At 65.6% G+C, this 15,343-nt stretch carries 13 protein-coding genes; 12 read left to right on the top strand and 1 reads right to left on the bottom strand.

Annotated features, from left to right (window positions below):
- Positions 1-344 precede the first annotated feature (344 nt).
- From AD89_RS0100850 to AD89_RS0100795, 12 genes are all read left to right on the top strand, one after another.
- Positions 345-1,136 (top strand): sirohydrochlorin chelatase, encoded by a 792-nt coding sequence (locus tag AD89_RS0100850; RefSeq protein WP_231488329.1) that lies wholly within the window; start codon positions 345-347, stop codon positions 1,134-1,136.
- A gap of 153 nt (positions 1,137-1,289) precedes the next feature.
- Positions 1,290-3,017 (top strand): nitrite/sulfite reductase, encoded by a 1,728-nt coding sequence (locus AD89_RS0100845; protein WP_025776717.1) that lies wholly within the window; start codon positions 1,290-1,292, stop codon positions 3,015-3,017.
- A complete protein-coding gene (locus tag AD89_RS0100840; RefSeq protein WP_025776716.1) occupies positions 3,014-3,799 on the top strand; it encodes a phosphoadenylyl-sulfate reductase in 786 nt (261 codons plus the stop codon). Before AD89_RS0100845 ends, AD89_RS0100840 begins: the two co-directional genes overlap by 4 nt.
- Positions 3,796-4,761 (top strand): sulfate adenylyltransferase subunit CysD, encoded by a 966-nt coding sequence (gene cysD, locus AD89_RS0100835; RefSeq protein ID WP_025776715.1) that lies wholly within the window; start codon positions 3,796-3,798, stop codon positions 4,759-4,761. Before AD89_RS0100840 ends, cysD begins: the two co-directional genes overlap by 4 nt.
- Positions 4,761-6,143 carry a sulfate adenylyltransferase subunit 1 gene (locus tag AD89_RS0100830; protein WP_025776714.1) on the top strand — a complete coding sequence of 461 codons (1,383 nt, stop codon included), beginning with the start codon at positions 4,761-4,763 and terminating at the stop codon, positions 6,141-6,143. The genes cysD and AD89_RS0100830 overlap by 1 nt, the downstream gene beginning before the upstream one ends.
- Positions 6,140-6,952: a uroporphyrinogen-III C-methyltransferase gene (cobA, locus tag AD89_RS17875; protein WP_035319570.1), complete on the top strand. Its 813-nt coding sequence runs from the start codon at positions 6,140-6,142 to the stop codon at positions 6,950-6,952. Before AD89_RS0100830 ends, cobA begins: the two co-directional genes overlap by 4 nt.
- Complete coding sequence (fdxA, locus tag AD89_RS0100820) at positions 6,949-7,275, top strand: ferredoxin (RefSeq protein WP_025776713.1); 327 nt, start codon at positions 6,949-6,951, stop codon at positions 7,273-7,275. The genes cobA and fdxA overlap by 4 nt, the downstream gene beginning before the upstream one ends.
- 68 nt (positions 7,276-7,343) lie before the next feature.
- Positions 7,344-8,753: an FAD-dependent oxidoreductase gene (locus tag AD89_RS0100815; protein ID WP_025776712.1), complete on the top strand. Its 1,410-nt coding sequence runs from the start codon at positions 7,344-7,346 to the stop codon at positions 8,751-8,753.
- 213 nt (positions 8,754-8,966) lie between these two features.
- Positions 8,967-10,637 (top strand): APC family permease, encoded by a 1,671-nt coding sequence (locus AD89_RS0100810; protein WP_025776711.1) that lies wholly within the window; start codon positions 8,967-8,969, stop codon positions 10,635-10,637.
- 571 nt (positions 10,638-11,208) lie between these two features.
- A complete protein-coding gene (locus tag AD89_RS0100805; RefSeq protein WP_025776710.1) occupies positions 11,209-11,754 on the top strand; it encodes a TetR/AcrR family transcriptional regulator in 546 nt (181 codons plus the stop codon).
- A 1-nt stretch (position 11,755) separates the two neighbouring features.
- Positions 11,756-12,475 carry an ABC transporter ATP-binding protein gene (locus tag AD89_RS0100800; RefSeq protein WP_025776709.1) on the top strand — a complete coding sequence of 240 codons (720 nt, stop codon included), beginning with the start codon at positions 11,756-11,758 and terminating at the stop codon, positions 12,473-12,475.
- The gene (locus tag AD89_RS0100795) at positions 12,475-13,227 is read left to right on the top strand and encodes an ABC transporter permease (protein ID WP_025776708.1); all 753 of its coding nucleotides are present in this window, start codon (positions 12,475-12,477) and stop codon (positions 13,225-13,227) included. Before AD89_RS0100800 ends, AD89_RS0100795 begins: the two co-directional genes overlap by 1 nt.
- 30 nt (positions 13,228-13,257) lie before the next feature.
- On the opposite strand, the gene AD89_RS0100790 is transcribed toward AD89_RS0100795, so the two are convergent.
- Positions 13,258-15,246 (bottom strand): acetoacetate--CoA ligase, encoded by a 1,989-nt coding sequence (locus tag AD89_RS0100790; protein ID WP_025776707.1) that lies wholly within the window; start codon positions 15,244-15,246, stop codon positions 13,258-13,260.
- Positions 15,247-15,343: the final 97 nt, after the last annotated feature.

Raw genomic sequence — 15,343 nt, 5'->3', positions numbered from 1 at the left:
TGACGCGAAGGAGGTGGAGGCGCAGACGGTGAGGACGACGTCGACTCAGCGGACGTGTCAGACGCGCAGAAGTGCGTTGACAACACACACTAGCGAAACTGTTGAGCAGAATGGCAAATCACCGGCAATCCTACGAACTCGGTCGCCGTATGTCGAAAGATGACGCCACATGGCGAAATATCGCTGATGACAAGCATGAGTGCGGGCCCCAAGCGGATGGGTTACGCTGTGGCAATGCATTCAAGAGTGACGAAAGCTGATCGCTCCGGCCGCTCAGCCGTTGAGCAATCAATGTATTCGACTCCAGGGCGACCGCTATGACACGGGCGGGCACTGTGACGCGGGTGGGCACTGGGACGGGGCTGCCGTCGGTGGGTCTGATCTCCCACGGAACCTCTTCGCCGACGGGTCAGGTCCTCATCGAGGTGCTCGCCGCGGAGGTCGCCACTGACCTGCGCATTCGGGGCATCGCCGACGAGGTCATGCTCGGTCATGTCGACGTCCAGAAGCCCGACGTCGACGAGGTGATCGCCCGACTGCCCGCCGACCGTCCGGTGATTCTCGTGCCGCTCCTGCTCTCGCCGGGCTATCACGTCCATGTCGACCTCGCCGAGGCAGTCGGTCGTGCCGCTGAATCGGGCCGTGATGTTCGACGGACCCCCACGCTCGGCCCGGATCCGCGGCTCGCAGAGATCCTCGCCGATCGACTTCCGCCCTTGCGGGACAACGACGAGGTCATCCTCGCCGCCGCCGGTTCGAGTGACGAACGGGCGAACGAGTCCTGCCGTGAGATGGGCAGACTGTTGGCGGCAGAGCTCGAGCGTCCCGTCGAGGTCGGCTTCCTCGCCGGTGGGGGAGTGCCGTTGAAAGACCTCGTCGAACAGGGCCCCAGCCGTGGTGCCCGCCCCGTGCTCGCGAACTACCTGCTGGCTCCGGGATTCTTCGACGACCTCGCGCGCAGACTCGTCGCCCGCGGAGGTGCGAAGGCCGGCGTCCTCGCCCCGCCCCTGCTCACTGGCGGCACCGCTTCCGCTGTGCCGCCGCGGCTCGTCGACATCGTCCGCGACCGGGTCAGCGGAGGCATCCGCGAAAGCGTCCAACCCCACGCCTATGTCGCGGACATGCTCAACGCCTGACCACACCCGCGGCAGGCGGCACCCGCCGCACTCGTGGCAGACCGTGACGCCATATGTCACTCCGTGACACAAACCCTTCGGTAATTTGTTGAGCAATTTGGCATTCATGTAGCGTGACTCATCACTGGTTCCCCTCAGCGTTTGGAGACAGCAATGTCCACTCAGGTGGAAGAGAACAAGGAAACAGCGGGTAAACGAGCCGCAAAGCGGCCCGACCGCCCGAAGAAGTCCAATGGGCAGTGGAAGATCGACGGTCATGAACCGTTGAACAAAAACGAAATCGACAAGGCCGAGGACAACGGCCTCAACGTTCGCGCCCGGATCGAAACCATCTACGCCAAGCGCGGATTCTCTTCGATCGACTCCGACGACCTGCACGGCCGCTTCCGCTGGTGGGGCCTGTACACCCAGCGCAAGCCCGGAATCGACGGCGGCCGCACCGCGAAGCTCGAGCCGCATGAGCTCGAAGACGAATACTTCATGCTCCGTGTCCGGATCGACGGCGGCAAGCTCACCACCGAGCAGCTGCGGGTCATCGCCGACATCTCCACCGAATTCGCCCGCGACAGCGCCGACCTCACCGACCGCCAGAACATCCAGCTGCACTGGATCGAGATCGAGAACGTCCCCGAGATCTGGCGCCGCCTCGAAGCCGTCGGCCTGCAGACCACCGAAGCCTGCGGCGATGTCCCCCGCGTCATCCTCGGCTCACCCGTTGCCGGCATCGCCGCCGATGAACTCATCGATCCGACCCCGGCGATCGAAGAGATCTCCCGCCGCTACATCGGTGACCAGAGCCTGTCGAACCTGCCGCGCAAATACAAGACCGCGATCACCGGCCACCCCAGCCAGGACGTCGTCCACGAGATCAACGACTGCTCCTTCGTCGCCGTCGAACACCCCGAACACGGCATCGGCTACGACCTGTGGGTCGGCGGCGCCCTGTCAGTCGTCCCCCGCTTCGCCGAACGCCTCGGCGCCTGGGTCGCCCCCGACCAAGTCGTCGAGACCTGGCTGGGCGTAACCTCGATCTTCCGCGACTACGGCTTCCGCCGCCTGCGCAACAAGGCCCGCCTGAAGTTCCTGCTCGCCGATTGGGGTCCGGAGAAGTTCCGCGAGATCCTCGAAACCGAATACCTCGGCTACAAACTCGCCGACGGACCGGCACCGGCCAAACCGCTCACCGCCGGCGACCACGTCGGCGTGCACAAGCAGACCGATGGCCGCTACTACATCGGCGTCAGCCCCGTCGTCGGTCGCGTCTCAGGCACCCTGCTCGGCCAACTCGTCGACCTCGCCGAGAAGTACGGATCCACCCGCCTGCGCACCACCCCGCACCAGAAGGTCCTGCTGCTCGACATCGAGGAGAACGACGTCGAAGCCGTCGTCGCAGAACTCGACGCATTGGGCCTGTCCAGCCGCAAGGACCTCTTCCGCCGCTCGACGATCGCGTGCACCGGCATCGAATACTGCAAACTCGCCATCGTCGAGACCAAGCAGACCGCAGCCGACACCATCACGAAGCTCGAGGAGCGCCTGGCCGACATCGAGGAGCTGCCCCACCCGATCAGCTTCCACCTCAACGGCTGCCCGAACTCCTGCGCCCGCATCCAGACCGCCGACATCGGCCTCAAGGGCCAGATCGTCACCACCGACGACGGCGAACAGGTCCCCGGATTCCAGGTCCACGTCGGCGGAGGCCTGGCCTCGAAAGACCGCGACGAAGCCGGCCTCGGCCGCACCGTCCGCGGACTCAAGGTCACCGCCGAGAACCTCACCGAATACGTCGAAACCCTCGTCCGCCGCTTCCTCGCCGGACGCGGGGAAACCGAAACATTCTCCGAATGGGCCAACCGCGTTGACGAGGAGGAACTGGTATGAGCACCACCGACACAACCACGAACCGAACAACGACCCAGACACCGACGCGTCCCCGCCCCGAACCGCGTCCCGTCGAAGAGCTCAAAGCCCTCGCCGAGGCGGGTGCCCGTGAACTCGCCGGTGACCCGGAGAACGGCGTTCCCGAGGCCAACCCCGCCGACGTCATCCGCTGGGTGTCGAGGAACTTCGACACCGCGGCCTGCGCCGTGGCCTGCTCGATGGCCGACGCCGCCCTGCCGCACTACGTCGCCCAGTACCAGCCCGGCGTCGACGTCCTCTTCCTCGACACCGGCTACCACTTCAAAGAGACATACGACACCCGCAACGAGGTGGCCCGCCGTGTCGACGTCCACATCGTCGACGTCCTCCCGGAGCAGACCGTCGCAGAGCAGGACGCCGAGTTCGGCAAGGACCTCTTCGCGCGCGACCCCGGCCTGTGCTGCGCCCGCCGCAAGGTCGCACCGCTGAAGAAATCGCTGAACGGCTACGAACTCTGGTTCACCGGAGTCCGCCGTGACGAGGCCCCGACCCGGACGAACACACCGCTGATCACCTTCGATGAGAAGAACGGCCTCGTCAAGGTCAACCCCCTGGCCGCATGGTCGTTCGACGACCTCCTCGACTACTCGCGCGCCTTCGACGTTCCGGTCAACCCGCTGCTTGACCAGGGGTACCCGTCGATCGGCTGCCAGCCCTGCACTCGCCCCGTCGCCGAAGGGGAAGACCCCCGCGCCGGCCGTTGGGCCGGATCGACCAAAACAGAATGCGGACTCCACACATGAGCATCGACACCCAGTTCAACCACGACACCCACACCACCACCGAGGCGGCACCCGCCCACAACTCGGGCGCGAGCCTGTCCACCCTCGACGTCCTCGAATCCGAAGCGATCCACATCATCCGTGAGGTCGCCGCCGAGTTCGAACGCCCCGTGCTGCTGTTCTCCGGCGGCAAGGACTCCGTGACCGTCCTCCACCTCGCGGCGAAGGCGTTCTGGCCGGCGAAGATCCCGTTCGGACTCCTCCACGTCGACACCGGACACAACTTCGACGAGATCATCCGCTTCCGTGACGAGACGGCCGAGAAGTACGGCCTCGACCTCACGGTGGCGAAGGTCCAGGACTACATCGACGACGGTCGCCTGCGCGAACGCCCCGACGGGACCCGCAACACCCTGCAGACCCAGCCGCTGCTCGACGCCATCACCGGCGGAAAGTTCGACGCCGTCTTCGGCGGCGCCCGCCGCGACGAGGACAAAGCACGCGCGAAGGAACGCATCCTGTCCCTCCGCGACGAATTCGGCGGCTGGAACCCCAGCAGCCAGCGCCCCGAACTGTGGAACCTCTTCAACGGCCGTCACCTGCCCGGCGAACACGTCCGCGTGTTCCCGATCTCGAACTTCACCGAACTCGACGTGTGGAGCTACATCGCCCGCGAAGGCATCGAACTGCCCGAGCTCTACTTCGCCCACGAACGCGAAGTCTTCGCCCGCGACGGAATGTGGTGGGCCACCGGCGAATTCTCCACCCCGCGCGACGGCGAGACCGTCACGACCAAGACGGTCCGCTACCGCACCGTCGGGGATATGAGCTGCACCGGAGCCGTCGAATCGAGCGCCGATGACCTCGAGTCCATCCTCGCCGAGGTGGCCGCCACCACTGTGACCGAGCGCGGAGCCACGCGCGCCGACGACCGTATCTCGGCCGCGGCGATGGAAGACCGCAAGAAGGACGGGTACTTCTGATGACGACAACCACTGACGCAACCGCCGCAACCACCACCGAGGCGACCCCGACGTTGGACACCACGACGAAGACGCTGCTGCGCTTCGCCACCGCCGGATCCGTCGACGACGGCAAATCCACCCTCGTCGGCCGGCTCCTCCACGATGCGAAGGCGATCCTCGCCGATCAGCTCGCCGCCGTGACCGCAACCAGCCGGGAACGCGGATTTCTCGGCGGAGAGTTCGACTTCGCTCTGCTCACCGACGGTCTGCGGGCCGAACGCGAACAGGGCATCACCATCGACGTGGCCTACCGGTACTTCGCCACCGACCGTCGCTCGTTCATCCTCGCCGACTGCCCCGGACACGTGCAGTACACGCGGAATATGGTCACGGGAGCCTCGACCGCCGATGCCGTCGTCGTCCTCATCGACGCCCGCACCGGAGCGACCGAGCAGACCCGCCGGCACCTCACCGTCGTGTCCCGTCTGGGCATCCGTCACGTCATCATCGCCGTCAATAAGATCGACCTCGTCGACTACGACCAGGCAGCGATCGAGACCGTCGAAAACGACATCAAGACCCTCGCCGACGAGATCGGGCTCGAGACCCCGCACCTCATCCCGATCTCTGCGCTCGCCGGGGACAACATCGCCGCCACCTCGGACAACACTCCGTGGTACTCCGGTCCGGCGCTGCTCGAACTCCTTGAGACCCTGCCGAGCGCGGATGAGGACACCGCCGACCTCGAGGCTTTCCGCCTCGACGTGCAGACCGTGCTGCGTCCGCAAGGAGGACTGGCACCAGGACTCGACCCCGAGGAATTCCGGGACTACCGGGCCGTGGCCGGACAGATCACGGCCGGGCGGGTCAGCCTTGGCGATGAGATCGAGATCCACCCCGCCGGGCTGACAACGACCGTGACCGGCATCGATACCGCCAGCGGTCCGCTGGAGACCGCGAGTGCGCCGCTGTCGGTGGCGCTGCGGTTGGCCGACGACGTCGATACCGCTCGTGGCAGCGTCATCGCTGCGGCAGGCACCCTGCCCACTCCGCGCCGGGAACTGCGCGCCGAGGTCTTCCCCTTCACCGCCGAGGGCCTGCGCACAGGGGATCGGGTGCTCGTCAAGACGGGGACGACGACCGTGAAGGGGATCGTCACCATCGAGGCCAAACGCAACCTCGAGACCTCCAAGACCGAACCCGCCGAGGTGCTCGCCGGCAACGACATCGGCCTGGCCCGGGTGAAGCTGTCCGCCGAGCTGCCGGTCCCGGACTTCCGCGACCACGGCACGGCCGGAGCCTTCGTCGTCATCGACCCGCAGTCGGGCAACACCCTCGCCGCGGGAATCCACACCCCCGAGGCGGTCCACACTGACGAATCCACCGAGGACCGGTCATGACACTCTTCCTCCCGCAGCAGCCGGGCACCGTGCTGCTCGTCGGTGCCGGACCGGGCGATCTCGGACTGCTCACCGTCACCGGTCTGCGCGCATTGGAACGCGCCGATGTCATCGTAGCCGACCGCCTCGGCGCCCGATCGGTCATCGACCAGCTCGAAACCGAACGCGGCGCACCCCTCGATGCGGAGATCATCGACGTCGGCAAGCAGCCGGGGCACCATCCGGTGCCGCAGAGCGGGATCAACGACATCCTCATCACACAGGCGAAGATGGGCCACCGGGTCGTCCGCCTCAAGGGCGGGGACCCCTTCGTCCTCGGACGTGGGGGAGAGGAAGTCACCGCCTGCCGGGCCGCCGGAGTCGACGTCCGCGTCGTTCCCGGGGTGACCAGCGCGAACTCCGTTCCCGCGGTCGCCGGAATCCCGCTCACCCACCGAGGGGTGGCCACCTCGTACACGGTCGCGACCGGTCACGACCAGCTGGGTGAGATCGGCGGGGGACGCGACCACACCGTTGTCGTGCTCATGGGAGTGGGCACACTCATCAACTCGGCGATGGTGCTCGCCCGATCCGGGCGCGGTGACGACTGCCCGGTCGCGATCGTCGAAGACGGTTTCGGTGAGAACCAACGAGTGACCATCGGAACCCTCGGCGACATCGCCTTCCGCGCGGCTCGCCGAGGCGTCCGGTCACCGGCCGTGATCGTCGCCGGTGATGTCGTGACCTTGAGCCCCTACGCCGATGGTGCGTTCACCCAGGCGACCGAGCCTGCCGCAGCGCACGCATCCGAACTCGTGAGGAACCCATGACCTACATCATCGCCCAGCCGTGCGTGGACCTGAAGGACCGAGCCTGCATCGAGGAATGCCCGGTCGACTGCATCTACGAAGGCACCCGCTCCCTCTACATCCATCCCGACGAATGCGTCGACTGCGGAGCCTGCGAACCCGTATGCCCCGTCGAGGCGATCTTCTACGAAGACGATGTGCCCGATGAGTGGGAGGCCTACTACAAGGCGAACGTCGAATTCTTCGACGACATCGGCTCCCCGGGCGGAGCGGCCGCCCACGGGGTCGTCGACAAAGACCACCCCTTCATCGCCGCACTGCCGCCGCAGAACACCGACGACTGACCAGCAGCGAGTCCTCGCTCCACCACACCGAGCGACCCACGCTCCACGACGACTGATCAAGGAAACCCATGCCTGCTATTCCCTTCAGAGTGGCCATCATCGGTGCCGGCCCTGCCGGCATCTACGCCGCCGACCTGCTGACCAAGGCCGAACATGACCTAGAACTGAGCATCGACCTCTTCGAACGCCTGCCCTCACCCTTCGGGCTCGTCCGCTACGGGGTCGCCCCCGACCATCCGCGGATCAAGGGCATCATCAACGCGCTCATCAAGGTCCTCGACCGCGGTGACATCCGCCTGTTCGGCAACGTCGAATACGGGGCCGACATCAACCTCGGCGAGCTCACCGACCGCTACGATGCGGTGATCTTCTCCACCGGCTGCTTCATCGACGCGCCGCTGTCGCTGCCCGGGATCGACCTGCCCGGTTCCTATGGGGCCGCGGACTTCGTCAACTGGTACGACTCCCACCCCGATGTGGCCCAGACCTGGCCGCTGGACGCGGAAAAGGTCGCCGTGCTCGGCAACGGCAACGTCGCGCTCGACGTGGCCCGGGTGCTCGCGAAGCAGGCCGATGACCTGCACACCACGGAGATCCCCGATCACGTCTATGAGGGCCTGAAGTCCTCGAAGGTCACCGACGTCCACATCTTCGGCCGCCGGGGTCCCGCGCAGGCGAAATTCACGCCTCTCGAGCTGCGTGAACTCGGTCAGGTCAAAGACGTCGACATCATCGTCTATCCCGAGGACTACGAGTTCGATCAGGGTTCGCTCGAGGCCATCGAGTCGAGCAACCAGGTCAAGCAGGTGACGAAGACGCTCACGGACTTTGCGATGCGCGAGGAGACCGGGGCAAAGCGGCGTCTGCACCTGCACTTCCTCCATGCACCGGTGGCCATCCTCGGCGAGGATCGGGTGACCGGGCTGCGCACGGAACGTCAGGAGCTCGACGGCACCGGTGGCGTCAACGGCACCGGGGACTTCCACGACTGGGACATCGATGCCGTGTACCGGGCCGTCGGCTATGCGGGTACGCGGTTGCCGCAGCTGCCCTTCGACGAGGCCAAGAAGGTCATCCCCAATCACGAAGGTCGCGTCGTCGACGCCGATGATCAGACCAAGGCCGCCGAGGCGGACGTCATCCCCGGCGTGTACACGACCGGGTGGATCAAGCGCGGACCCGTCGGGCTCATCGGTCACACGAAGGGCGATGCGCTCGAGACGATCGGGCACATCCTCGACGATCAGGCCGCCGGGGCGCTCACCGAACCCGTGTACCCGGAGGAGTCCTCGATCGTCGAGCTGCTCGAGTCGAAGGGCGTCGACTTCACCGATTGGGAGGGCTACCACCGGCTCGAGGCCGCAGAGAAGGCCCTCGGTGAAGCCGAGGGACGTGAGCGAGTGAAGATCGCGACCCGTGAGGCCATGCTCGCCGAGGCGCGTGCCCACCTGACCGCGGATGCGAACGCTGGGAGCTGATCAGGCCGGTACGGCACCCGAGACCCGAAAGTCCAAATCCTCACATAGTGACCCTCAACGTTCCGCCATTCGACCCCGAACACCCAAAAGGCGTGTTCGGGGTCGTTTGAGTCTGTGACCTTGCCTTATAACCCAGCTATGTAATTGACATCACGTTTCGACAGGAGAAAGCTGGCGGCGGAAACTCAGCCGTCACGACCTAGGGAGGCACTGATGTCCTTACGCAATTCCCTGTCATCGGGCTCGCACACGAGCGTGACAGTCGTCCATGACAAAGGACTCAAACGCGATATCGGCAAGACCGGGCTGCTCTTCACCGGAGTCGGGTCGATCATCGGCTCCGGATGGCTCTTCGGTGCGTTCGACGCCGCGAGCATGGCCGGCCCGGCCGCGATTCTGTCCTGGGCCATCGGTGCCATCCTCATCATCTTCGTGGCACTCAATTACTCCGAACTCGGTGTCATGTTCCCCGTCGCCGGCGGTGTCGTGCGCTACCCGCACTATGCTTTCGGTTCGTTCGCCAGCTACACCAGCGGGTGGATCACGTGGCTGTCGGCGGCGGGAACCGTCGGCATCGAGGTCCTCGCGGCCGTCCAGTACGCCTCGAGCTATATGCCGTGGCTGATGGAGTCGAAGGATGGGGTGCTCGTCCTCACGGTGCCGGGCATCTTCGTGAGCATCGCGATGGTCGCGGTCTTCTGCATCATCAACATGTTCGGCGTGAAGTTCTTCGCCCAGTTCAACAATGTGCTCGTGTGGTGGAAGCTGCTCGTCATCGTCCTCGTCTTCGTCGGTCTGGCGCTGCTGGCGTTCAACCCCGGTCACTTCCACATGCCCGAGTTCGGCGGTTTCGCCCCCAACGGCATCGCCCCGATCTTCGCGGCCCTGCCTGCGGCGGGCATCGTCTTCTCCTACCTCGGTTTCCGTCAGGGTGTGGAGTTCGCCGGTGAGACGAAGAACCCGCAGAAGAACGTGCCCTTCGCCGTCATCGGTTCGATCGTGCTCACCGGCATCATCTACATCCTCCTGCAGGTCGCGTTCATCGGCGCTATCCCCACCGACCTGCTCAAGGACGGCTGGAGCGGACTGTCGTTCTCGAACTCGGCGGGACCGTGGGCCGAGATCGCGCTCATGCTCGGCGCGATGTGGCTGGCGATCATCCTCTATATCGATGCCGTCGTCTCTCCGGCCGACACCGGTCTGATCTTCACCGCGCTCACCCCGCGCCTGTCGTACTCGCAGGCGCGCGTGGGCAATGCCCCGCACGCGATGACGAAGCTGAACAAGAAGGGCATCCCGTGGTTCGGTCTGCTCATCACGTTCATCGTCGCCTGCTTCCTGTTCTTCCCGTTCCCGTCGTGGGCGAAGATGGTCGGGTTCATCACCTCCGGCACCGTCATCTCCTTCGGATCCGGCCCGGTCACCGTGGCGGCGCTGCGCCGTCAGCTGCCCGACCAGGAACGCCCGTTCAAACTGCCCGGCGGAGACACCCTGCCGTTCCTCGGGTTCCTCGCCGCAAACCTCATCGTCTTCTGGACCGGCTGGGACACGAACTGGAAGCTGTTCCTGGCGATGGCGCTGGGCTATGTGGTCCTCGGCCTGCACTACGCGTTCAGCGACCGCAGCAAAATCCCGCCGCTGCAGTTCAAGTCCGGGTGGTGGATGATCCTGTGGCTCGGCGGTCTGGCCGTGCTCAGCTTACTGAGCAATTACGGTGACGGCGCCATGGGCGTACTCCCGTTCGGCTGGGGCGAGCTGCTCTGCGCGATCTTCACCGCCATCGTCTTCTACGTCGGCATCAAGACCCGCCTGAAGTCGGCAGAGGTCATCGCCAACGTCGAGAACACCAAGGAGACCGCAGCTGAACACATCGACGGGGAGTGATCCCGTCGAATCGTTCGACGTGAGATAGCGAAACCCTCGCCGAGGCGGCCCGACCCCGTACTTCCACGAACAGTGGAGTACGGGGTCGGGTTCGTCAGTTGAGTTGCGAGCATTGCGACGCTCGTTCGAAGAGAGTGAAGAAGCAGGCGGTGGGGTCCGAAGTGATTGAGTGGTTCCACAATACGAATTGGTATTGCCTACACTGATCAAAAGAAAAACCCCGGCTGCTTGCCGACTCAGGTTCGACAGAGGCGTATGCCGGGGACTTCCCCTCCAGGGTAGATCAAGCGAGGCGACGACTCCAGTGGAGAAATCGCCCCAGCCTATTGCGGTTACCTACCGATCGATCACTCTGACTCGCATGAGCACGAGTCCTTCTCGTGGGAGTGGCATCGGCGTTGCGATGGTACGGAAAGCCCACCACGACCAGAGTTCCACCCTCGCCGAGGCGGCCCGACCCCGTACATCCACGAACATTGGAGCACGGGGTCGGGTTCGTTCGAAACGACGAAGTCGGGTGATTCTGCCACTCAACCCTTGACCGCATAATGTTAGTGACTAACATTAAGAGATGAGTCGATGGCAGAACACCCACGAGGCGCTGGCCGAGGCCGCTCTGCAGCTCTTTGTCGAGCAGGGTTTCGAAGCGACCGGTACGGCGCAGATCGCCCAGCGCGCCGGAGTGAGCGAGATGACGCTCTTCCGGCATTTCCCGAGCAAAGAGGCACTGCTGCTCGACGACCCGTTCGACCCCCGAATCGCCGAGGCGGTGCGCGCCCGCCCGGCCGATGAACCGCCCATGACAGCCGTGGTCGAAGGGATCCGGCAAGCGTGGGCAGGCATCGCGGACACCGAGCTCGACGATCTGCGACAACGTCTGCGCATCATCGCTTCGGCTAAATGGCTGGCGGGTGCCATCGAGCGCAGCAGCTCGGCCACCGTCGATGCCATTGCAAACGCGCTCATCGATCGAGGTGTACCCACGGCCGCGGCGCGGGTCGTTCCGGCCGCCGTCGTCGCGGGATTGAGCGTGGCTCTGCTCGCCTGGGCTCAGTCGGAGACTGCCGGCCTCGGCGAGGCTGTGGGTACGGCACTGACCGCGCTGGGAGAGCATTGAGATGCTCGAATTCGCCGAGGTCGGGCACCGCTTCGCCGGAGGAGACGGGGTCGCGAACCTGTCGTGCACCGTCAAGCCAGGGGAAGTCGTCGCCCTCGTCGGGCTCAACGGCGCCGGTAAGACCACGCTCATGCGGTTGGGGCTGGGGATGCTGCGACCCGACCGCGGCGTCATCAGGATCTTCGGCCAGCCATTGACCCGGATGCCGGTCAAGCGTTGGGCCGAGGTCGGTGCGTTCGTCGACGTGCCCTTGGCCTATCCGGAACTCACTGTTGCCGAGAATCTCCATATCGCCTCCCTGCTTCACCACGGGACGTCCGATCAGCCCGAGCAGGCGATGGCGGCCTGGAACCTCACCGCGCTGAGCCGCACGCGCTTTCGGCGGCTGTCTTTGGGCAATCGGCAGCGGGTCGGCCTCGCGGCTGCCATGCAGCGCGATCCCCGCCTCATCGTCCTCGACGAACCGACCAATTCCCTCGACCCGGCATCGGTGATCCTGTTGCGCGAGCAGATCCTGCAGCGGGCACAGTCGGGGGCCGCGGTGCTCGTGAGCAGCCATCACCTCGACGAGGTGACACGCATCGCCGATCGGGTGCTGCTGATGAACGCCGGGCGCCTGATCGGTGAGCTCGATACCTCGGCATCCGACCTCGAGCGGGTCTTCTTCGAGAGGATCCGAGTTGATGACGAAGAGCGGAAACTCACCGAGGAGGCCCTGTGATGAGTGCTGCTGTGAAGGTTGAGGCGGTGAAGATGCTGCGGTCGCCGGTGGGGTTGGTCGCCACGCTGACCTTGGTGCTGGGTCTGTGCGGGCTGCTGACCGTGATCACCGTGGGTGCCGCGGCACGACAACCCGATCTCATGGCGAAGCTCGGTCCCGCTGCAGCCCCGGGGTGGGCCGGACTGCTGGCCGGAGCTGCGCAGGTGGTAGCGGTGTCGTCGCTGCTGGCATGCGGAGTTGTCGTGGCATGGATGTTCGGTCGCGAATTCGCCGATGGCACGATCGTCGGCCTTTTCGCTCTGCCGGTGAGTCGGTGGCAGATCGCTGTGGCCAAGCTCGCCGTGTACCTGGTGTGGACCACGGCCGTCGGTCTGCTCCTCAGCGTCAGCGTGGCGTGTCTGGGCGTCGCCTTCGGCTATGGGTTACCTGGACCCGAGGCTGTGTCGGCGCTGCTGCGTCTGTGGCTGCTGACGGTGCTCAGCGGTCTGATCGCCGTTCCCTCGGCCTGGGTGGCGTCGCTGGCTCGGTCGCTGTTGGCGGCGGTCGGGTGCACGATCGCGCTGGTGGTCATCGGCCAGATCTCTGCCTTGGCCGGATTCGGCGGATGGATGCCGGTCGCGGCCCCGGCACTGTGGGCGATGGGCGCCGGAGCGACGGTAACCGGCCTGCAGTTGATGCTCGTGGTCGTCTTCGGACTCGTGTTTGCGGGGCTGACCGCGCTTGCCTGGTCCCGGCTGCAGCTGCGTCGGTGAGCCTGATGGCGCCTCACCCGCTGGCAGCGGCTACCGCGTCCGACCCGCCCCACCAGCAAACCGCGCAAAGTACCCCAGCGCCTCGAACGAATCCACAGCATCCGGATTCGCCACACGATCCAGATCATGCCCCTGGATGAGCCGTTTCACCGGAACTTCGAGCTTCTTCCCCGTCTTCGTGTGCGGAATGGCCGGGACCGCAATGATGTCATCGGGCACATGCCGCGGGGACGCCTTGGACCGCAGTTCTGTAGCAATCCGGTCCCGCAAAGCAGAATCCAACGAAGCCCCCGACGCCAACACCACAAACAGCGGCATCCAGTACCCGCCGTCGGGCTGCTCGGCGCCGATGACCAGGGATTCGGCCACCTCGGGAATGCCGTCGACGACGTCGTAGATGTCGGCGCTGCCCAGGCGCACACCCTGCCGGTTGAGGGTGGCGTCCGAACGGCCGGAGATGATGACGCTGCCGTGGTCGGTGATGGTGATCCAGTCGCCGTGGCGCCAGACTCCGGGGAACATCGAGAAGTATGTGTCGCGGTAGCGCTCACCGTCGGGGTCGTTCCAGAACTTCACCGGCATCGACGGCATCGGGGCGGTGATGACCATCTCGCCGACCTCGCCGACCAACGGCTGACCGTTATCGTCCCAGGACTCCAACGCCACGCCGAGGATGGGCCGTGAGAGTTCCCCGGCCCAGATCGGACAGTTCGGGGCGGATCCGGCGAAGCCGCTGACGACGTCGGTGCCGCCGCTCGTCGAGGCCAGCTGCACGCGCTCGCCCACGGCATCGCGCACCCACGGGAAGCAGTGGGAGGGCACCGGGGCACCGGTGGCACCGATCGTCCGCAGCGCGGAGAGGTCGAACTCCTTGCCGGGTTCGATCCCGGCCTTCATCCCGGCCAGGAAGATCCCGGGACTGACCCCGAGCACATTCGCCTTCGTGTCCGCGGCGATCTCCCACAGCCGGCCCGGCCCCGGATAGAGGGGACTGCCGTCGAAGCACACCGTGGTCGCACCGCCCACCAGCGCCGAGGCGACGAGGTTCCACATCATCCAGTTCGTGTTCGTGTACCAGAAGAACCGGTCACCCGGCCGGAGGTCGAGGTGGAGACCCAGCAGACGCAGGTGATCGACGACGACCCCGCCGTGGCTGTGCACGATCCCCTTGGGAATCCCCGTCGTGCCCGAGGAGTACAGCACCCACAGCGGGGTATCGAAATCGACGCGTGCGAACTCGGGCTCCGCATTCCCGGCGGCGATATCGTCCCAGGCTGTGAGGTTCGTGATCTGACCGTGTTCATCGGTGAATTCCTCGCCGAGGTTGCCCGCCCCGACCACGGCCCGCAGGCTCGGCATCCGTTTGGCCAGGTCCGAAACCTGGTCGCGGCGGTCGAAAGCCTGACCGTTCCACAGGTAGCCGTCGGCCGCGAAGAGAATTTTAGGTTCGAGTTGGCCGAGTTTCGTTGCCGCACCTTCGGCGGCGTAGTCCTGGGCGCAGGCGGACCAGATGGCGCCGACCGAGGCGGTCGCGAGGAAGGCGATGAGCGTGTGGTGGGTGTTCGGGAGGTAGCCGACGACACGGTCGCCTTCGCCGACTCCTTGGTCGCGTAGCCAAGCGGCGACGGATCCGACCTGGCGGCGCAGGTCGCGCCAGGTGGTCTCGGTGCGCTCGCCGGATTCTTTGATGGTGATGATGGCCGGTTCGTCGGCGAGTGTGTCGTCGAGGCCGGCTCGCAGTGCGTGTTCGGCGTAGTTGAGACGGGTGCCGGGGAACCAGGTGGCGCCGGGCATGGACCGATCGGCGAGCACTTCGGTATAGGGCTCATCGGTGATGACCTCGAAGAAATCCCAGACCGCGCCCCAGAACCCGTCGAGGTCGCTCACCGACCAATTCCACAGATCGTCATATCCGGCCAGGTTTTGGCCGGTGCGCTGGTTGGCGAAGTCGATGAAGTCGGCGATCTGCGGTTGCGGGGTCTGGTCGGGGTCGGGAAGCCAGATCGGTTCAGCGGTCAATTCTTCTCCTCAGCACATCGGTGGGCGACAAGCGTGGTCTCCACCAGCTGAAACGAGGCGCCCTCGTTCTGCAGTGGAAACGTTGAGTCCAGCATAC

The organism is Brevibacterium sp. VCM10, from assembly GCF_000583215.1.
Classification (GTDB): domain Bacteria; phylum Actinomycetota; class Actinomycetes; order Actinomycetales; family Brevibacteriaceae; genus Brevibacterium; species Brevibacterium linens.
Note: the sequence above shows the minus strand (reverse complement) of the source record. Positions and strands in the feature narration are given on the sequence as shown.